Annotated in this window: 20 protein-coding genes and 1 tRNA gene; 4 read left to right on the top strand and 17 right to left on the bottom strand. The window is 58.4% G+C overall.

What is annotated here, in order from left to right; all coding sequences use genetic code 11:
• Positions 1-9: 9 nt before the first annotated feature.
• The 3 genes from HHJ18_RS07050 to HHJ18_RS07060 form a co-directional block, all read right to left on the bottom strand.
• Complete coding sequence (locus HHJ18_RS07050) at positions 10-1,185, bottom strand: polysaccharide biosynthesis/export family protein (protein WP_296913196.1); 1,176 nt, start codon at positions 1,183-1,185, stop codon at positions 10-12.
• Positions 1,186-1,375: 190 nt separating this feature from the next.
• Entirely contained in the window at positions 1,376-1,891 is a 516-nt protein-coding gene (locus HHJ18_RS07055) for a transcription termination/antitermination NusG family protein (protein ID WP_296913198.1), read from the bottom strand.
• A 704-nt stretch (positions 1,892-2,595) separates the two neighbouring features.
• Positions 2,596-3,888, bottom strand: a complete 1,293-nt coding sequence (locus HHJ18_RS07060) for a hypothetical protein (protein WP_296913200.1) — start codon at positions 3,886-3,888, stop codon at positions 2,596-2,598.
• 250 nt (positions 3,889-4,138) lie between these two features.
• Here HHJ18_RS07060 and HHJ18_RS07065 point away from each other — a divergent pair, with 250 nt between their 5' ends.
• The 3 genes from HHJ18_RS07065 to HHJ18_RS07075 all read left to right on the top strand — a co-directional run bounded on the left by HHJ18_RS07065 (position 4,139) and on the right by HHJ18_RS07075 (position 6,033).
• Positions 4,139-4,726, top strand: coding sequence for a KilA-N domain-containing protein (locus HHJ18_RS07065; protein WP_296913202.1), 588 nt, complete (start codon positions 4,139-4,141; stop codon positions 4,724-4,726).
• A gap of 192 nt (positions 4,727-4,918) precedes the next feature.
• Positions 4,919-5,353 (top strand): Rha family transcriptional regulator, encoded by a 435-nt coding sequence (locus HHJ18_RS07070; RefSeq protein ID WP_296913204.1) that lies wholly within the window; start codon positions 4,919-4,921, stop codon positions 5,351-5,353.
• Positions 5,354-5,391: 38 nt separating this feature from the next.
• Positions 5,392-6,033, top strand: a complete 642-nt coding sequence (locus HHJ18_RS07075) for a hypothetical protein (RefSeq protein WP_296913207.1) — start codon at positions 5,392-5,394, stop codon at positions 6,031-6,033.
• A gap of 232 nt (positions 6,034-6,265) precedes the next feature.
• On the opposite strand, the gene HHJ18_RS07080 is transcribed toward HHJ18_RS07075, so the two are convergent.
• The 14 genes from HHJ18_RS07080 to HHJ18_RS07145 form a co-directional block, all read right to left on the bottom strand.
• Positions 6,266-7,171, bottom strand: a complete 906-nt coding sequence (locus HHJ18_RS07080; RefSeq protein WP_296913209.1) for a hypothetical protein — start codon at positions 7,169-7,171, stop codon at positions 6,266-6,268.
• Positions 7,168-7,341 carry a hypothetical protein gene (locus tag HHJ18_RS07085; protein ID WP_296913210.1) on the bottom strand — a complete coding sequence of 58 codons (174 nt, stop codon included), beginning with the start codon at positions 7,339-7,341 and terminating at the stop codon, positions 7,168-7,170. Before HHJ18_RS07085 ends, HHJ18_RS07080 begins: the two co-directional genes overlap by 4 nt.
• Before the next feature lie 212 nt (positions 7,342-7,553).
• A complete protein-coding gene (locus HHJ18_RS07090; protein WP_296913213.1) occupies positions 7,554-8,918 on the bottom strand; it encodes a replicative DNA helicase in 1,365 nt (454 codons plus the stop codon).
• A complete protein-coding gene (locus tag HHJ18_RS07095) occupies positions 8,915-9,682 on the bottom strand; it encodes a hypothetical protein (RefSeq protein WP_296913215.1) in 768 nt (255 codons plus the stop codon). The genes HHJ18_RS07090 and HHJ18_RS07095 overlap by 4 nt, the downstream gene beginning before the upstream one ends.
• A complete protein-coding gene (locus tag HHJ18_RS07100) occupies positions 9,682-10,218 on the bottom strand; it encodes a hypothetical protein (protein WP_296913217.1) in 537 nt (178 codons plus the stop codon). The genes HHJ18_RS07095 and HHJ18_RS07100 overlap by 1 nt, the downstream gene beginning before the upstream one ends.
• Before the next feature lie 155 nt (positions 10,219-10,373).
• Positions 10,374-11,141: a hypothetical protein gene (locus HHJ18_RS07105; protein WP_296913220.1), complete on the bottom strand. Its 768-nt coding sequence runs from the start codon at positions 11,139-11,141 to the stop codon at positions 10,374-10,376.
• Between the two features lie 177 nt (positions 11,142-11,318).
• The gene (locus tag HHJ18_RS07110) at positions 11,319-11,633 is read right to left on the bottom strand and encodes a HigA family addiction module antitoxin (protein ID WP_296913223.1); all 315 of its coding nucleotides are present in this window, start codon (positions 11,631-11,633) and stop codon (positions 11,319-11,321) included.
• A 15-nt stretch (positions 11,634-11,648) separates the two neighbouring features.
• The gene (locus HHJ18_RS07115; protein ID WP_296913226.1) at positions 11,649-11,930 is read right to left on the bottom strand and encodes a BrnA antitoxin family protein; all 282 of its coding nucleotides are present in this window, start codon (positions 11,928-11,930) and stop codon (positions 11,649-11,651) included.
• The gene (locus tag HHJ18_RS07120) at positions 11,917-12,195 is read right to left on the bottom strand and encodes a BrnT family toxin (RefSeq protein WP_296913227.1); all 279 of its coding nucleotides are present in this window, start codon (positions 12,193-12,195) and stop codon (positions 11,917-11,919) included. The genes HHJ18_RS07115 and HHJ18_RS07120 overlap by 14 nt, the downstream gene beginning before the upstream one ends.
• A gap of 449 nt (positions 12,196-12,644) precedes the next feature.
• Positions 12,645-12,732: transfer RNA gene (locus tag HHJ18_RS07125), tRNA-Ser, on the bottom strand.
• Between the two features lie 41 nt (positions 12,733-12,773).
• Entirely contained in the window at positions 12,774-14,132 is a 1,359-nt protein-coding gene (gene serS, locus HHJ18_RS07130; RefSeq protein ID WP_296913229.1) for a serine--tRNA ligase, read from the bottom strand.
• Positions 14,133-14,192: 60 nt separating this feature from the next.
• The gene (locus tag HHJ18_RS07135) at positions 14,193-15,146 is read right to left on the bottom strand and encodes a threonine/serine dehydratase (RefSeq protein WP_296913232.1); all 954 of its coding nucleotides are present in this window, start codon (positions 15,144-15,146) and stop codon (positions 14,193-14,195) included.
• Between the two features lie 6 nt (positions 15,147-15,152).
• Entirely contained in the window at positions 15,153-16,136 is a 984-nt protein-coding gene (gene ispH, locus HHJ18_RS07140; protein ID WP_296913514.1) for a 4-hydroxy-3-methylbut-2-enyl diphosphate reductase, read from the bottom strand.
• Between the two features lie 176 nt (positions 16,137-16,312).
• The gene (locus tag HHJ18_RS07145) at positions 16,313-16,816 is read right to left on the bottom strand and encodes an FKBP-type peptidyl-prolyl cis-trans isomerase (RefSeq protein ID WP_296913236.1); all 504 of its coding nucleotides are present in this window, start codon (positions 16,814-16,816) and stop codon (positions 16,313-16,315) included.
• Between the two features lie 222 nt (positions 16,817-17,038).
• On the opposite strand from HHJ18_RS07145, the gene radC reads away from it, so the two are divergent.
• Positions 17,039-17,713, top strand: a complete 675-nt coding sequence (gene radC, locus HHJ18_RS07150) for a DNA repair protein RadC (RefSeq protein WP_296913239.1) — start codon at positions 17,039-17,041, stop codon at positions 17,711-17,713.
• Positions 17,714-17,730 lie beyond the last annotated feature (17 nt).

The raw sequence follows: 17,730 nt of genomic DNA on the forward strand, positions 1-17,730 counted from the left end.
TGGTGAAGATCACTTGATCGCCGAGGCAGTGGAGGTGACGGCCGACGCGCTCGGCAAAATCAGGCTGATGACACGGTTCCAGCGCACCAGCGACGAGGGGTCCACATAGACCACATCGCGCGACCTGAGCTCGAAGCCCTCGGCCAAAGCATAGGCTACGGGCGAGCGTGCATCGAGGTGGTAAATCTCGGGCGGGCCGTCAGGTGCGCTGCGCACCACGTAGATCTGGCGCGGGTCGCCCGAAGTGGGGTTGACGCCACCGGCCTCGCCTAGCGCTTCGTTGAGCGTAAGACGGCCGTTGCGCAAGGGCTGGGCCAGCGGGCGCGTAACTTCGCCCATGACATAGACCTTGGAGTCGTCGCGGCTGAGCACGCGCACCAGGTCGCCGCTGCCGAGCAGGATGCTGGTGGGATTGATGCCGAGCGCGGTGAGCTGCGGCAAATTGATGGCGGTGGTGCTGCCATTGCGTGAGACGGAGACGGTCGAGCGGTCGGCCGTGGCGGTGAAGCCGCCGGCGCGGCTAATGGCCTCGGGCAAGGTCATCGGAATGTCGTTGACTGACTGCAGGCCGGGTGTTCGGACCTCGCCATCGACATACACCCTGCCGTTGCGGTAGGACTGGATGCGGACGGTGACCTGCGGGTTCTTGAAGAACTTGGCCAGGCGGGTGGACAGCAGGTCGCGCGCCTCGTATTCCGTGAGGCCGCCGAGTGTAAGGTTACCCACAAAGGGGAACTGCACCAAACCGGACGGGCTGACGTTGTAGCCGTTGCCGACCGGCGACAGGCTGGTGGCGTCTGCGGTCAAGGACGCGCCGGCGGGGGCAATGGCCAGCTCGGGGTGGTCCCAGACGACGATGTTGAGCACGTCACCCGGTCCGATGAGGTAAGGCTTGGCCACGCCAAACAGGCGCTTGACGTCTTGCCCGACATCAGTGGCCTGGGCAGCACGCTGCTGGCGGATCAACTCGGGGGTGATGCTGAGCAGCGCACCGGGCGGCGGCGCATCGGCGCTGGCACCTTCAGCCGGGGACGACGTGGTGCCACGCTGGCTGGTAATGGAATAACGTGAGGCCTTCTGTTCGGCGCCGGTCAAGCCGTCGCCCATGGTCAGTCCGGGTGCGAAAGCGCAGCCCGCGAGCCATGCAACGATCAGCGCCTGAACCGGCCAGCGCAGGAGCGACATTTGTGAAAATTTGTATAAGGATGCAATAGGGAACATTGATAAATCAGAAATCTGTGAAATAAAAGTGACGAGCAGGCTACCGCAGTGTTTTGCGATTCAAGTCGAAACACATCGTCGGAAAATTCCGGCCCGCCCTACCCTGACCCGGCCCAGGTCTTGACTCGCGTCAGCCTTTAAAGGCACTCGGTTTTCAGGCAAGTTCAAGCTGGTGATGACCAACAGTCACCACCTTTTGGCGCCCCAGCAACAAAAGCAGCACCGCCACGCGTTTGCTGGAGACAGACTGAACCAGACCTTCGAGTCCGCGCAACCCGCAATTACGAAGGCGCACCCGGTTCGCGGGCTGAAACGGACTGATCGCAGCGAGATCAGTCAGATTTCGCTCGGCTTCGCAAGCCTGAATGGCTCGAAGCTCAAATGTTTTTAGCATGGCAGGATGACTACCAAATGACAGGATGAAAGAAACACCCCGAGTCGAGCGTGCGCCCGAAATGGACTGCCCGGCGTTACACGGTCGGAAAAAAGCATAACGAGGAAACATGGGCTCCGACACAACAACGGAGCCAGCAGGCAATTTTTTGAACGTCTTGTATTGGGGGAGATAGGCCTCAAACCCCTGTTGCGCAAGATTGGTTGTAGCGACCTGCTCGCGCTTGGGTTGGGTATATGCCACATACCAGCCTTGCTCTTCAGATTGCTCAGTCAAAGACTCGAACGTCTCAGCTTTTAACCCCTGAAATCCCATTTGCTGGTTTATCCCGTGCCGTCCCACCTCACACAAAACAGTCAACTCCCATCGGCGCCCACTGCACATTTGTTAACAAACTGTTACAGCTATTAACCGAACAATTTTATGGAATTACCAGTTCTAAAGCTATTGAAATCGATTGATTTGATCAGCAATTGATACAAATCAAGTTATAAATACCCATCTAACAACAGAGCCAAATACCGGTTGACATGTTTCGCAGCGATCGCGCGCTTTTGGACCTATGTTGTTGGCGTGGAGGTGCCCAAGGCGTTTGTCCCGCATGTTGGGCACGAAAAATTGAGCTCAGTGAAATCGCCCGCTTCGCATGAAAAGCGCAACCGAGTAACAGGGACTGGCCAATAGTCAAAATGCCAGCAAGTGGGGAGTACGCAACTTTTCTAATACCGCTTGACGCTATCCGCAGGCCGATTCGATCGAACGCACGCACGGACTTGGCACCCGATGCTCGGATTCGAGCATCGAGCAAAAACTTCCGGCTGCGCTGCTTGCCATGCCACTCAATAGGTCAGGCCGGGTGGTCGTGAACACACGTTTGAATGGCAAGTTGCGCTCGGCCAGGTGATACATGCTGCCCACCGTCTTGTCCCACAGCGAGATTTTGCCGGGATGGCTGTAAACCTCGTTCAGCTTGTCGGTGGCTATCTGGTGTACTTGGCCAGGGTAGCGCGCGGGGCGGGATCGGCACCCGCACTGTCAGCAGCCGGGGTACGGCTAAAGGCTAGGCCGTCTGTGCCGGAGGTGTTTGTACCGCCTCGGCTGTAGAAGACTTTGTTGGTGGATGCACCATGTTGCAGTGCGAACTCCACAAGCCCTTCCAGTATTCCGCTTCCTCCCCCGGCCCCATTGCTGCTGCTTGCTCCGCGCCCCTCTTGTACCAATGCGTTGAAGATAGCGCCTCTTTGCAGCGTCTTGCCCCCAGCTCCCGCCGCTCGGCCCGGTCCTGTGTCGGCAATTTGTCGAATGGCGTCTTCATCAAGCTCATGACCCTCTGAATCAACGAATCGCCCAGTGCGAGGCTCGAAGGTAAGAGGGTTGACATGGTTGTATGAGGCCAGTGAGGTGTGAATTAGTGCTTCAATGTTACCAATATCATCCCCATAAGTCCACTTCAAAGGCGGCACGCCCATGGCCGTATCGCCTTCAACCTGCCGTGGGTGAGGGGCCAGGTGGCTGGTAGTGCCGAATTTCAGCGCCGAAGACAGCATCTGCTCCGTCCTGCGACGCAATGCCTCGTCACTCAGGCCTGCCGGGTCGCCAATAAACAGCCGCTCGGTGTTGTGGGCGTAGGTTTCGGCAATGTTGTAGATTTTTGTCCCGTCATCGCCAGTGTTCAGGCGCGATACGTCAATCCACACGTCATCGGTCGGTCCCACGTCCTCGGGGTTCTCCCCTGGCCGTTGTGTCACAAGCCCGCTCATTTCCCCGTCTTTCAGGGTGTAGCCGTAAAGCGTCGGTGCTTCCCCGGTGGCATACGCATTGAACGGGCGCACTGACATTGTTGCGGTCTTGCCGTCTGGCATGGTGAAGGTGTAAACCGTGCGGCCCACGGGATCCTTTTCCTTGTTGACCTTGATGGCAGAGTCCGTGTCGCTTGCGATGCCCTCCACCGTGTCCTGGACCGATTTGGCCAGGGCAAACAGTTTGTCGTTTTCGCTCAGTGCCTGCAGTGCGTTTTGAGCGCTTGTATTGGTGCGGTTGAATGCCGGCACCGGCTGGCCACCCTGCGGCTCTGGCCCGCCGCCTTCAATGTGCTTGCGCGCCGGCAGAATGAAGCGGGTGATGATTTCGTCATCCGTCATCGCCAGATTCTTGAACGCCGGAATGTGCTCACGCAACCACGCGCGGATAACGGCAATGGCGCGCTTGACCAGACCCGCCTCCGGTTTGGTCTTCGCCAGCGTAGCCAACACCTCTTCGGCCGCCTGCAGCATGTGCCTTGGCCGGTCGGCGTCGCTTTGCTGAGCCGGCCTTCTTGATTCGGCTACGCACACAAGGCAAACACGGCCCAGTGCTTAAGGTTCTGCTTGTGTGACGGCCGGGAAAGTTCGGCACATTTTTCAGCCGCCTGGCGTTGTAAACCGGGTGGCTTTTTTTTCGCCCCTCGCAAGTCAGCACTCCAAACACCAGGCGCATGCCAACCCCGTGCTTCGACCTTGCTGGGGCAATCAACCAGGCCGCTCAATGAAACCCCTAACGATTATCAACACGGCCATTCGCCAGGACATTGAAGGCCGCTACTGCCTGAACGACTTGCACCGCGCCGCTGTGGCGCGCGGCAAAGCAACCGCATCAAACCGGCCAGGCACTTTTCTCAAGCGCCCCGAGACAATCGCGCTGGTTGCAGCCATACAAAAGCGATGCACTGGGGAGTGCATCGCTCCCGTTGTGACCATCAAAGGGGGAGCCGCCAGCGAACAAGGCACCTATGTGACCAAGCCGCTGGTGTACGCCTACGCCATGTGGATTGACGCTGATTTCAACCTGGACGTGATTGAAGCCAGCGAAATGCCTTGTGGCTTTCGCTTCTGGCCATTTACTCAGCTCCATTGCTCGACTTGCGCCGCGCCGCTGTGGCCCGTGGCAATGCAACCGCATCAGACCGGCCAGGTACTTTTCTCAAGCGCCCCCGAGACAACCGTGCTGATTGCAGCCATACAAAAGCGATGCACTGGGGAGTGCATCACTCCAGTCTTCACTTCTAAAGGCAATTCGTTGACCGATTGGCTCAAGGCTGATGCTCAAACGCAAGGGCGAGATACCAGGCATTAAAAAAGCAGTGGTTTGAGGGGTTGTGGCCGCAATAGCGCAGGTCTGAGCATCACCTGTGCCACGCGCGCCTATCTGGTTCAAAAATATGTTCGTTTACACCTTCCCTACGGCGCAGGGAACGCCTACATTGCACGCACCCAACAAAGCCGCAATACCGCTCAAGGTGGCGTTGCAACCAATGAAATTGCGCAAATGAACCAATCACCTGTCCCTATTCTCAAATTCACGGATTTCATTTCAGCCGATGGTGAAACGCTAACAACTACGTCGGTGCATGTTGCTCTTGTCAGAGGCAAGCCCCATGACCAGGTACTGCGCGACATCCGGGCATTGATCGAGCAATCACCTGTCGATTTCGGCACGCGTAATTTTCGGCCCGCCATCTTTTTGAACAGCCAGGGCCAAAGCTGCGTGTCGTACACGCTGACCCGTGACGGCTTCACATTGCTCGCGATGCAGTCCACCGGCAAAAAGGCGGTGGTTTGCAATGTGGCGTTCTTGACTGCTTTTGACGCCATGGCTGCCTACGCCAAAAACCAGCGTGAGGGCCTGGGGTATCGCTTCATGGCCAAAAAGCCTGAAGACAAGGACAGCGGTGAACTCGCAGCGCTGGCAATCGCAGCTTGACTCGGAAAAGCACAAAGGCCAAACAGGAAATATAATTTATGACTGAAAAAAAGACTATCAGGCCGGCCGCCGACTGGGAACTGATCGAGCGCCACTACCGCGCCGGTATCCAGTCTTTGCGCGAAATGGCGACCGACGCTGGCGTTACAGAGGGTGCGATACGCAAGCGCGCCAAGCGCGACAAGTGGCCGCGCGACCTAAGCGCAAGGATTAAAGCCAGGGCTGATGAGTTGGTACGCAAAGCCGAGGTACGCACGCCAAGTACGCAAGTGTCGGTGAGTACCGAAAAGCAGGACGTTGAAGCCAATGCCAACCAGCAAGTAGTCATTCGGCTGGGCCATCGCAAGGACATTCAACGCTGCCGCGCACTGTTTGCAGCGCTCATGGACGAGCTGGAAGAGACAGCCGGCAACAAAGAGCTGTTCGCGCAACTCGGTGAACTGCTGGACCGATCCGCCGATGAAGGTCGCCCCGACAAGCTCAATGAGCTGTATCGCAAGGTCACTGGCTTGACTGGCCGCGTTGATAACGCCAAGAAGCTCGTTGAAATGCTGGAAAAGGTCGTCCGTCTTGAACGTGAGGCCTTTGGCATCGGCGCAGAAGATTGCAGAGAAAACCCAATCGATGCAGCGCTCAAGCAGATTGCCGAAATGAAGCGCAATGGCATCCGGCCCGCTTGACCTGTCCGCCCTGTATGAGCGGTGATCTGGGATTCATCTGGAATCGGACAATATGACCTTCATGCAGCGCTGCAAAAGCAGCGCAAGAAAAAGGGTTTGATTACGCGCCGGTAACTTAAGGGCTGGCAGTAAGGCGGAGGCTCTATAAACATCTGTGCGGCCTTTTTACTACCGTATCTGCGTGCGGCTTGGGGGGGCATCACCCGCTGCATCAAGTTCATCCCAGCCCCGTCTATGCACTTGCATGGCCAATCAAGTTCAGCAAGATGGCTTCGGTATCCGTGTCGTCCATTCGCTCGTCGTCGACCAGATAGCGGAACACGGCGATGGCTTCATCCTTTGCCCTGGCGCGAATGCGGGCCAAGCAGCGGAAAACGAATGAGTCGCGGGCGCCCGCTTCTGGCGCGTTATCGACTCCGCCCAATGAATTTCTAAGCCAGTACAAGGCGCGCCAGTACGCGAGTTCATGCAGGCAGTCGCTCAGGGTGTTTGGCATCAACTCAGGGCGGGCCTTGAATTTGGCGTCAACCTTTTTTTCGTCAAACTCCAGCGTCTTGCCACAATTGAGTCCAGACAGCGCCTCGATGCAGAACTGTTCGGCCGGTGTGTCGGCAAACAAGGCATCACCAAAACGTGCCGTTGCCTCATTCTGAGTGGACAGATTCGTTACCGCACTCTTGGCCAGCCCTTCAAGGTCAGCGAAGCCCATTGTCTTAAAAATGTTTGTGAAGTCGCCGGGGTTCTTTGAAACCAGGTGATTCATGTACCGCTTTTCCAGCTCAGCCAGGGGCGTCTTGATGAGCTTGGCCGCCAGCATTGCCTTTTCAATCAGCGCGGCCTGGCCGGTCTGAATCACTGACCGCAGCCACAGTACTGCATCAAGGTCGTTGTCGCCCGTGACGGCTTCCTGCGGCGGCAGGGATGGCACAACAAGCTCTGTGTTGCTACTGGCTTGAATCGGTGGCAAGCTGAACAGCGCACGGTGCGCCGGGTTATCGCGGAAAGCTCCAGACCGTGAACAGATGGTTTTCACCGTGCCGATGGCTAGGCCGGTCTGTTGGGCCACCTCGCGCAGTGAACAGCTGCGACGCAGGTCCAACACTTGCTGACGTACATCAGCGAGAAGAGGGTGTTTCAATGGGGCTCCTTGTTGAAACAGGGGGATTCAATAAAGTGCATTGCATGCTGCGCGCGTAGTTGCTCCATACGGGCTTGCTGGTCAATGGTGTGACTTTGGCTGAAAGCCATCGCCACGATCGCGGCTGAAAATTCCGGCGAAATAACCGCTTGTGCCGTCAATTGACTCATGGCCTCGGTGTCGGCGTTCGACCTTGCCAGGCATTGACTTTTTTTCCGTTGCTATCGATATTCGTATCGGGATTTTTCATGGTCATAAAGGCCAGTTCCAGTGGTGATTTACTGTTTTATCAAGGATGCGGCAGCGGGAAGACTTTTGTCGTGCGGTTCGCTATGAGCCGCGTCAGCGTTTAGCACCAGCTCGGGCAAGGTATGAAACACATTCATATTCCAGCCCTGCTGCCAGAGCTAAATGCTGAGCGCGAAGGCGTTGGCCCTGACCAGTCAGAAAAGCGCGTCTGCTCCCCGATATAGCTCAAGCTGATCACGCCGCAGCGCCCCTGCCGGTTTTTTGCAATGCTGACCTTGGCGTAGTGTTGCCAATCGTCGTTCATGTCCGGCTTTGCCTGAATCGGTCGATGGACAAACAGCACCACGTCGGCGTCTTGTTCAATCGCACCAGAATCCCGCAGGTCGCTGAGAGCGGGCGTGGCGTCTGCCCGCTCTTCGACCTTGCGATTGACCTGTGCCAGGCACACGACGGCGATTTCCAGCTCCTTGGCCAGCGTCTTCAGGCCACGGCTGATTTCCTCCAGCTGGTAAGCGCGCGGCTGCCTGGCATCCATCCCGGACATCAGGCCGATGTAGTCCACGATCAGCACGTTCATGCCGTGCAGGCGCTTGACGTAACGCGCCTTGCTGCGCACATCATTGATGTTCAAACCACCTTGGTCAGATACATAAAACATCAACTGCTTGGCTTTTTCCACGCCCTCCAATACCCGGTTCCATTCCAGTCCATCGCCAAAATTTGGCCGCTTAACGCTGGACAGGCTTACATTGCCAAGCATGGCGGTCATACGGTCGCGCACCTCGTTGTGCGGCATTTCCATGCTTAACATTGCTATGCTGTGACTTGCAGCCATATTCAGCCCCAGCGTCATGGCTAATGCTGTTTTACCCATGGAAGGCCGCGCGCCCACAATCACCAACTCTCCGGGCCGCAAACCGCCTTCCAGGTACTCGTCCAGATCGGCCAAGCCCGTTGGCCAGACCTTGATGTTCCCTTCAGCGCGGTCTTCCAGGGTCTGCGTATGCTGCGTCATGCCTTCATAGGCACTTACGAATTCATCACGCGGCGCGTCATCAACCAGCCTGGCCAACTGTGCCTGAGCCTCTTGCACGCGCTCTTCAATGCCGCGCCGGTGGTCTTGGGCCAGTTCGTTAATTTCGCGGCTCAGTGCCATCAAGGCGCGGCTTTTGGCGCGCCCGATGACAATCTCTGAATAGCGGCCGATATTGGCAGCGCTGGGCACATACTGCGCCAGCAAGTTCAGCTGCGAGAGGCTGGTTTTGTCACCCATTGCGGCCGACACCGTGACGATGTCGCACTCCATGCCCGCAAGGATTTGCTGCGTCACTTCAGTAAAAATATCACGCAGACCGCCGGCAGAAAAATGGTCGGGCCGCAGCTTGTCGCTGATTTGGTCGAATACAGCGTTGTCAAGCAGCATGGCGCCAATCAAGGCTGACTCCGCTTCGATTGAGGTAAAGGTATCCACAAGGAATCCGTCAACAGGCATGTTCATGACGCATCCTTGGTTTTTTCAATCACATGTTTTTTTCCCTTTTCGGAAAGCAAAAAGTCAATGTCGCAGGTCCAGTTTTCATGGGTGCCCGACTTGACACCGCGCCCCATCAGGAAGTCGTTTTCTCGGGCGAGTTCAAAGTACTCGCGTATCCATGCCATTGCCGACTCGGCGTCATTGGCGCGCGATGTGCCATCGAAGCGCTTGGATGTCAGAGCGAATTTCCAAAAGTTCGATATCCCTTTTTTACGGGCATCGTTCAACAATCGGACGGCGGGAAGTTCTGGTAAGACTTCGTGATAAAGGTCAATCACCGATTGCGTCGGACAGGTGGGCAGGCTTGCCCTGGCGACAGAAGCGTTAGCTTCTTTATTCCTTTCCTTTCCCTTCCCTTCCCTTCCGTCAGGGAGTACTCCGTGAGCGCTCAGTGACGGCTCAATGAGTGCTGGCTGAGGAATCCGTGTAAGCGATGGGTGGTTGATGACTTGATGGGTGCGAAAGCCTTTGATGTGTAGGAATTTATGATCGCTCACTGAGTATTCAATGACCACTCCCTGAGCAATCAGTTCATCAAGCAAAGGCTGCAAGTGGAGCTCATCGCCCGGGAAGATTTGCATCTTCAAGCGCTTGGCCGAATTGGCCTGATTGCCGTTGTCATCTGCATAGTTCAGCATGCCGATAAATAGCAGACGAGCACCCAGTGAGCACTCCGTGAATTTTTCGTCAGTCCAGATTTCTGGTTTGACAGTTCGAATGCGGGCCATTATTTCAAGCCCCTTGCAGTTTCCATCAGGGCAACCTGCGCAGGACTGCGCTGGGCAATGGCGCGCTGCATTTCCAGGCGGAACGCATGGGCCTTGCCATGGTCTGCAAGGGCGCCAGTGCGCTCGTAGTGGGCATAGGCAGCCTCTGCTTTCTGGCCGAGGTCCTCGATTTGACGCTCGCGTTCAATATCGGTCATGCGGTGCGTGGCTATCATTACGCCCACCCCAAGCAGTTTTCTGGCACCTGCGGTGGGCCAGGCCAGTCTTCCGCAGACTCGCAAAGGGCGCAGTCCTTCAGGTGCGGTGTCGTAGCAGGCTTTTTCCCGCCACGTCTGCTCTGCCATGTTGGAGTAGTACGCCAGTTCGCGAGTCGTGAGGTTTGGCTTTGTGACTAGTTCCAGCGGCAGGTACTGCGGCAATTGCGGCAGACCGTTGAGTTCCGCTATCCACTGTGCGCGGGCAATGCGCCGCTTGCTGCCTTGCTGCGGGGCTGTTGCCTCGCGCGTTGCTTGAATGCTGATTGATGCGGTTTCCATTTGTGAACCTTTCTGCGCGTTTAGCGCTGTTGAGGTTCACTAGTAGGGTCGTGCGTTTAACGCTTACAAGCAACTGCGAGAGTTCGTCAAAACCCGCATGGCTATTGGCTTGCAGGCCGGTTTTCGCTAAAACTTTCACCCAAAGTTCGAGAGTTTTATCCCAATGGCACGTTGACAAACGCTTTTAATATCGTTTCAGCAAGAAGTGGTTTTATTCCGCCACGCTTGTAAATCCCGGCGTTGAAAAGCGACTTTGAAACCTTATCCGCCAATTTCAGCTTTTTGATAAGTAAGGTGCTGTCATACCGTACAAGTTGACGGGCGAAGTATCGAGCGGGTGTGTACCAAGGATATTCCGCTGGTGGGTCTCTTGCGTCTGCTACGAGCCAAGGGTCTTGTGATGCGTCCGGCAAATCAATGTCGCTTGAGCCGTTGCCTACCTCTTCAGGCAAAACTTCGGCAGTAAGCTTATTTACAGGTTCCGGGCCATCGAACGCGGGTACAACCCCGACGGGCCGGGGCTGGGGAACTGATGCCGGCACTGGTTCTACTGTGATTTGAAGCGCTGGCGGCTCGCCGTCAACGTTATTCCAGCCGCGCCCGTCAATCCATGGAGCATTTTTGTGATTGATATGAAATACGTCACCGCGCTCTTTGGCCCATGCATTCAGTTGTGGCAGGCCTACGAAAACATTCAAGGCTATGGTGAGATTTGCGTCGCTTTCGACTTCAACTATTGGGCCTTCAAGCTTGGAAGCTTTGATGATTTCATCTGGCATGCCGTATGTGCCAAATCGATTGCAGACTTTAAGCCTGCCCGACCGAGCGTCGGTAATCAATGCCAATGTGAACCCCCGAAGCGCTCCGTCGTATGCAGGCTTATGAAATCCTTTATCACCAGCGCTAGCACTTTTTTTTGCCATGGCACGGGCTACGCCATCAAGTGTGGAAATTTCGCCAAGGAACTCTGGTACATCTATCGTGTATTCGATGTCACACCCCCTTCAGGCGTTATTTATTGAGACGCCGATGCCTGTCGGGGAATGATTCCGACTTTCGTCAGCGGTAATTTAGTGCAGGCCAGGCAGGGGCAAAATGTCTTAGGCAGCCAGCGCCGGCGCAGGCCGAACATGCATGGGCGCAGCCTTGAATCGCTGTTCAGCCTGCCACACGTCGTAAGCGCTTTGCTCTGCCAGCCATAACCGAGCCTCGCCACCACGCGCCACGCCTAGCCAGGCCTCGATACGCAGGGCCATTTCAGGCGAGATAGCAGCCCGGCCATTCAATACGCGAGACAGTGCCACACGGGACACGTCAAGCTGTTGCGCGGCTTTGGTAACGGTCAGCCCCAGCGCGGGCAAAACATCATCCTTCAGCGTTAGGCCGGGATGCGGGGGGTTAAACATGCGTGCCATCGTTGAGGGCTGCCGTCAGGCGTCACTCTGCACCCAGCTTTTCAAGGCGTCATTGATGCGCGTTTGCCACCCATCGCCAGAGGCTTTGAATTTTTGTATTACCTCCACGTCCAGGCGCAAAGTTATCTGGGTCTTGCTGCCACTGCCCAGCGGGCGGCCACGGCGCACCAGTGGTTTGACTTGCTCCCATTCGGCATCCGTGAAGGGCATGGCGTCCGGGTCTGCCAGGGCAGCGGCAGTGATGGCGGCATCCTCGGCAAGGGTTGGCAGGATGGTTCCGGATTTAAGTTTCGGCATAGCGTTTCACCTCTCGCGTATTGGCTTTTCTCAAACTGATAATGCGGCGCTCGGTCGGTTGCTCAGGCGGGCGGTCAACGAACACCACGGCCATGATGCGCAAGCCGATATAGCCCAGCGCGACCATGCGGGCCTCGTCATACTCGCGGCGCTTGTCAGGCCACACCACGGCAGCCTCCCATTCAAAGCCCACGGCATCTAGCAGTGAAAAGCCATGCTTTGCCAGATTTGCGGCATCTTTGGCCGGATCAAACGTCACATTCATATTTTATTGTAGTTACGTTTATTTGATTTGCAAAGGTTATTTGTAGTTACGCTATTTCAGCCAGCCACCACACGCAGCGCACCGGGCGCGGCCTTGACATCGAACACTATTCCGGCCTGCTCCAGAATATGCGCTTCAATCTGTGCCAGGTAGCCTTAAAGGCATCCACACTGCGCGGCCTGTACGGTATAGAGCCTCTAGGCAAGCAACAACCGGCGCAGGGCAAACGGTGCGCTTCGTTGGCCAGTCTGGTTGTACCGAGTGAAACCGAAAGACTCCGGGAGGAAGGATGACTCGGCCAAGTCGGGTAAGCGAGATGCGATTTTCTGCCGTTAGTGCTGGCGGCGACAGGGTACAAAAGCCGTACCGGTGGCTACATGGTGGCTACATGAGCCCAAAAGCAAAAAAGGCTTGCTACTAAATTCATAGCAACAAACCCTTATGCTTACTGGAGGAGAGGGAGGGATTCGAACCCTCGGTACCTTACGGTACGCCTGATTTCGAGTCAGGTACATTCGACCACTCTGCCACCTCTCCTTTGTGTCGAGCCACAATTCTAGCAGCCTGTTAGGCTTGTTTTACTTCGCGGGCGGTGCAATGACCGTCATGCCGCCCATGTAAGGCTGCAACACAGCCGGCACCTCGACGCTGCCGTCTGCGCGCTGATAATTTTCCAGCACAGCGACCAGAGTACGCCCCACTGCCAGGCCAGAGCCGTTGAGCGTGTGCACGAATTCGTTCTTGCCTTGCGCATTCTTGAAACGTGCCTGCAGCCGGCGCGCCTGAAAGGCTTCGCAGTTGGAGATCGAGCTGATCTCGCGGTAGCTGTTCTGGCCGGGCAGCCACACCTCCAGGTCGTAGGTTTTGCTGGCGCCAAAGCCCATGTCGCCGGTGCACAGCAGCATGACGCGGTAAGGCAGTGCCAGCTTCTGCAGAATCGCTTCGGCATGGCCGGTCATGGTTTCCAGCGCTTCGTAGCTTTTCTCGGGATGGACGATCTGCACCATTTCCACCTTGTCAAACTGATGCTGGCGAATCATGCCGCGCGTATCGCGGCCATAGCTGCCGGCCTCCGAGCGAAAGCAAGGCGTGTGGGCGGTGAGTTGGATCGGCAGATCAGTCTCGGCCACGATCTCATCGCGCACAAAATTGGTCAGCGGCACTTCGGATGTGGGAATCAGGTAAAGCGAACGCTTAGCAAGCTCTGCAATTTGTTCGTCAAATAGCGAGGCCAAACCTTGGGAAGCATCCACATGAAACAAATCAGCTTCAAACTTGGGCAACTGGCCGGTGCCGCGCAGCGAATCGCCATTGACGATGTAGGGCACATAGCATTCGATATAACCGTGCTCGGCCGTCTGCACATCCAGCATGAACTGCGACAGCGCGCGGTGCAGGCGCGCCAGCGGGCCTTTCATCACGGTAAAGCGCGAACCCGTCAGCTTGCTGCCAAGCGCAAAGTCCAGCCCCAGCGGCTGGCCGACATCGACATGGTCTTTCACCTCAAACGTCAGCGCCGGCGGCGAGCCGCCCAGGCCTTCAACCGGGCTCCATTTGCGCACTTCCAGATTGCCGGCCTCGCCCGCGCCCTGCGGCACGCTGTCGTGCGGCAAGTTGGGCACGGCCAGCAGCAGCGCCTGCATCTCCAGCTGGAGCTGCTCCAGCCGGCTGCTGGACGACTCCAGCTCGGTTTTGGAAGCGCTCACCAGCGCCATAACGGCGCTGGCGTCCTCGCCCCTGGATTTGAACTGGCCGATCTGTTTGGACAGCGTGTTGCGCTGGCTTTGCAGCTCTTCGGTTCTGATTTGCAGGGCCTTGCGTTCGGCCTCAAGCGCTTGAAACGCTTCGACATTGAGGAAGGCTTGCGGGCTTTTGCGGGTCTCCAGCCGGGCGATGGCGGAAGGCAGGTCTTTACGGAGCAGGTTGATGTCTAGCATGGGTGGATTGTATTTTGTCGCGCAGCCCTGCCGCATTCGGCAGCGGATTCGGTTTTGGCCTTAATTCAGGCTGGCGGGATCAAGATTGGCGCCGCAAAGAATCAGGCACACGTTTTCGTCGCCTTGCGGCACATAGCGGCCGCTGTGCAAGGCCGCCAGCGGCAGCGCGGCGGCGGGCTCGACTGCAAGCTTGAGCTCCTTCCAAAGCCATAGCTGCGCCGCCCGAATCGATTCGTCGCTGAGCAGCAACGCGTCCGTTACATGCGCTTGAGTGGCAGCCCAGGCCAGCGTGCCTATGCGCTGTGCACCGAGCGAATCGGCGGCAATACCGCTGACCGCCACATCGATCGGCTGGCCGGCTGCGCGCGCGCTGTGCAAGGTGGGTGCGCGTTCGGGCTCTAGCGCGACGACGCGGCTGCGCTGCCCGAACCAGCTGGCCACGCCGCCAATCAAGCCGCCGCCACCCACACTGACCAGCACGGCATCGGGCACGCCGCCTTGCTGCTCAATTTCCAGCGCCAGCGTGCCGGCGCCTATCAGCACCTCGGACTGGTCATAGGCATGCGTCAGCAGCGCGCCGCTTTCCTGTTGGCGCGCCAGGCAGGCCTGCAGCGCGTCGAAGTAGGCCGCGCCCGTCACCACCACGCGCGCGCCCAGCGCGGCGAGCCTGGCGCGCTTGGCTGGGCTGGACACTTCGGGCACGAACACCTCGCAGGGCACGCCCAGTTCGCGGGCGGCGGCGGCGGTGGCAATGCCGGCATTGCCACCCGAAGCCACAATCACGCCGCTGACCGGAATCGGGTTGCTCAGCAGGCGATTGAGCATGCCGCGCGCCTTGAAGCTGCCGCCGGTTTGCAGATGCTCCAGCTTGAGCCAGACCTGGGCGCAGTCCACCCCGAGCGCCTTTCCGGGCAGCTTCCACAGTGGAGTCTGGCGAATAAAATGGCTATAGCCCTTGCTGAATGTGCGCTGGCAGCTCTCGATTTGATAGCGGTCTACGATGCTTGACACCATCACAGGTCAGCTCAAATGATGCAGCTGGCTGTCGCTGATCGTCAGCCGCTGGCCTTGCGCATCCAGCTTCAGGCCCTTGGGCAGCGGGAATTTGATGGTTTCCTCAATCCCTTTCATCTTGCGCACCGACACCGCGCCCAGCGCGCGGATGCGGTCAATCACCTGCTTGACCAGCACCTCCGGGGCCGAGGCGCCTGCCGTCAGGCCGACCCGGCTCTTGCCCACAAACCACTGTTCTTGCAGCTCGCTGGCGTCATCGACCATGTAGGCTTCGGTTCCGAGCTTGGCGGCCAGTTCGCGCAGGCGGTTGCTGTTCGAACTGGTTGGACTGCCGACGACGATCAGGATATCGACCTGCGGGCTCATCACCTTGACAGCGTCCTGGCGGTTTTGCGTGGCGTAGCAGATGTCTTGCTGCTTGGGTGCGCGCACCTGCGGAAAGCGCGCCTTCACGGCGGCGCTGATTTCGGCGGCATCGTCCACGCTCAGCGTGGTTTGTGTCACCACCGCCAGCCGCTCGGTTTGCAGCGGCGTGATGCGCGCCACATCGGCCACCTCTTCGACCAGATGGATGCCGCTGTCGAGCTGGCCCATGGTGCCCTCGACCTCGGGATGGCCTTTGTGGCCGATCATGATGAACTCGTAGCCCTCCTTGTGCAGTTTGGCGACCTCGACATGCACCTTGGTGACCAGCGGGCAGGTGGCATCAAAGATCTGAAAGCCGCGCGCCAGTGCTTCTTGCTGAACCGCCTTGCTCACGCCGTGGGCGCTGAACACCAGCGTGGCGCCTGGCGGCACTTCGGACAGCTCCTCGATGAAGATGGCGCCCTTGGCCTTGAGCTCGTTCACCACATAGGTGTTGTGCACGATTTCATGGCGCACGTAAATCGGCGCGCCAAACTTGGTCAGCGCGCGCTCGACGATTTCAATGGCGCGGTCAACCCCGGCGCAAAAGCCGCGCGGCTCGGCGAGCAGGATTTCTTGCGGCAGCTGGTTGGCGACAACTTCCGCCGACAGGCCGCCCTCAGGCGGAACAGCTCCGTCCAAGGGAAGCGCAGCGGACGGAGCGCCGGGCCGCCCCAAGCGAAGTTCAGCCCCTGCTTCCGGTGCGAGGGGCAGCGCACCGCCGAAGGCACGCGAAGCGACAAGCGTGGGGGCTACATTTTTCACAGCACGCCAATCACATGCACTTCAAACACCACGGGCTGCCCTGCCAGGGGGTGGTTGAAATCGAATTGCACGGCATCGCCGGGACCTTTCGCCTGATGAACGGCGCCAGCGTACTGCCCCATGCCGTCGGGCGTGGGGAACTGCACCACATCGCCGACGCTGTAGGGATGATCGGGCTCGCCCAGTTGATTGAGCAACTTGCGCGCCACCCACTGCTGCAGCTCGGGGTTGCGCTCGCCAAAGGCCTCGCCCGCGGCCAGCTCGAAGGTGGCGCGCGTGCCTTCCGGCAGGCCCAGCAGGCGCGCCTCAAGCGCCGGCGACAATTCGCCCGCGCCCAGGCTCAGCGTGGCCGGTTTGCCTTCAAACGTGGTGATGATGTTCATGCCATGCGGCCCGGCCATGCGGTAGTGCAGCGTCAGGAAGGAGCCCGGCCGGACGATGGGATGACAGACAGACTGGGCGGAATGGGCGGAATGGGCGGAAGTTTCCACGGTGGACATAAAACTTTCTGCGTCAGCCCGGCTGGCCGACAGGTGTTGGTGATCTGCCTCCATTGTAGAAAATTGTGCAAAGCCGGAGCCAGCGCGGGTCAACGCCGGCTTTTTCAGCTTTTTCTCCCCTTCCCGCTTTTCGAGGGGCTTTACCGCTACAGTCTCGCCACAACTGCCCAGCCCCCAATTTCGAATCTCCAATTCCCAATCCTTTCACCGACCGGCCCGCCCATGCTGCTTAAAGACCTGCCCGAGGACGCGCGCCCGCGCGAAAAACTGCTGGCCCGTGGCCCCGGCGCGCTCAGCGACGCCGAGCTGCTGGCGCTGCTGCTGCGCACCGGCCTGCCCGGCAAGAATGCGCTGCAGATGGGCCAGGAGCTGCTCGACAACTTCGGCGGCGTGGCCGGACTGCTGCACACCGGGCCCGAAGCGCTGAAAAGCATCAAGGGACTGGGCCCGGCCAAACGCGCGGAAATTGTCGCAGTGCTTGAACTGGCGCGGCGCGCGCTTGCCGAAGAACTGAAGGAAAAAGCCCTGTTTGCCACGCCGCAAGCGGTGCGCGACTATTTGCAGCTGATGCTGGGCAGCCGGCCCTACGAGATTTTTGCCGTGTTGTTTCTGGACAGCCAGCACCGCCTGATTGCGCTGGAGGAGCTGTTTCGCGGCACGCTGACGCAAACCAGCGTCTACCCGCGTGAGGTCGTCATCCGGGCCTTGGCACTCAACGCCGCCAGCGTGGTGCTGGCGCATAACCACCCCAGCGGTGCGGCCCAGCCGTCGCGCGCCGACGAGGCGCTGACGCAGACGCTGAAAGCCGCGCTGGCGCTGGTTGATGTGCGCGTGCTCGACCATTTTGTGGTGACAAGTACCCAGGCGGTATCGATGGCCGAGCTGGGGCTGCTTTAACATCTCCGAGTCACCCC

It is taken from the genome of Polaromonas sp. (assembly GCF_012927455.1).
GTDB lineage: Bacteria > Pseudomonadota > Gammaproteobacteria > Burkholderiales > Burkholderiaceae_C > Polaromonas.

Excerpts from the sequence above, each read along its gene's own strand:
- HHJ18_RS07050 (WP_296913196.1), bottom strand. The coding sequence starts at position 1,185 with ATGTCGCTCCTGCGCTGGCCGGTTCAGGCGCTGATCGTTGCATGGCTC.
- HHJ18_RS07060 (WP_296913200.1), bottom strand. The coding sequence starts at position 3,888 with ATGCTGCAGGCGGCCGAAGAGGTGTTGGCTACGCTGGCGAAGACCAAA.
- HHJ18_RS07065 (WP_296913202.1), top strand. The coding sequence starts at position 4,139 with ATGAAACCCCTAACGATTATCAACACGGCCATTCGCCAGGACATTGAA.
- HHJ18_RS07070 (WP_296913204.1), top strand. The coding sequence starts at position 4,919 with ATGAACCAATCACCTGTCCCTATTCTCAAATTCACGGATTTCATTTCA.
- HHJ18_RS07075 (WP_296913207.1), top strand. The coding sequence starts at position 5,392 with ATGACTGAAAAAAAGACTATCAGGCCGGCCGCCGACTGGGAACTGATC.
- HHJ18_RS07085 (WP_296913210.1), bottom strand. The coding sequence starts at position 7,341 with ATGAGTCAATTGACGGCACAAGCGGTTATTTCGCCGGAATTTTCAGCC.
- HHJ18_RS07090 (WP_296913213.1), bottom strand. The coding sequence starts at position 8,918 with ATGAACATGCCTGTTGACGGATTCCTTGTGGATACCTTTACCTCAATC.
- HHJ18_RS07095 (WP_296913215.1), bottom strand. The coding sequence starts at position 9,682 with ATGGCCCGCATTCGAACTGTCAAACCAGAAATCTGGACTGACGAAAAA.
- HHJ18_RS07100 (WP_296913217.1), bottom strand. The coding sequence starts at position 10,218 with ATGGAAACCGCATCAATCAGCATTCAAGCAACGCGCGAGGCAACAGCC.
- HHJ18_RS07105 (WP_296913220.1), bottom strand. The coding sequence starts at position 11,141 with ATGGCAAAAAAAAGTGCTAGCGCTGGTGATAAAGGATTTCATAAGCCT.
- HHJ18_RS07110 (WP_296913223.1), bottom strand. The coding sequence starts at position 11,633 with ATGGCACGCATGTTTAACCCCCCGCATCCCGGCCTAACGCTGAAGGAT.
- HHJ18_RS07115 (WP_296913226.1), bottom strand. The coding sequence starts at position 11,930 with ATGCCGAAACTTAAATCCGGAACCATCCTGCCAACCCTTGCCGAGGAT.
- HHJ18_RS07120 (WP_296913227.1), bottom strand. The coding sequence starts at position 12,195 with ATGAATGTGACGTTTGATCCGGCCAAAGATGCCGCAAATCTGGCAAAG.
- serS (WP_296913229.1), bottom strand. The coding sequence starts at position 14,132 with ATGCTAGACATCAACCTGCTCCGTAAAGACCTGCCTTCCGCCATCGCC.
- HHJ18_RS07135 (WP_296913232.1), bottom strand. The coding sequence starts at position 15,146 with ATGGTGTCAAGCATCGTAGACCGCTATCAAATCGAGAGCTGCCAGCGC.
- HHJ18_RS07145 (WP_296913236.1), bottom strand. The coding sequence starts at position 16,816 with ATGTCCACCGTGGAAACTTCCGCCCATTCCGCCCATTCCGCCCAGTCT.
- radC (WP_296913239.1), top strand. The coding sequence starts at position 17,039 with ATGCTGCTTAAAGACCTGCCCGAGGACGCGCGCCCGCGCGAAAAACTG.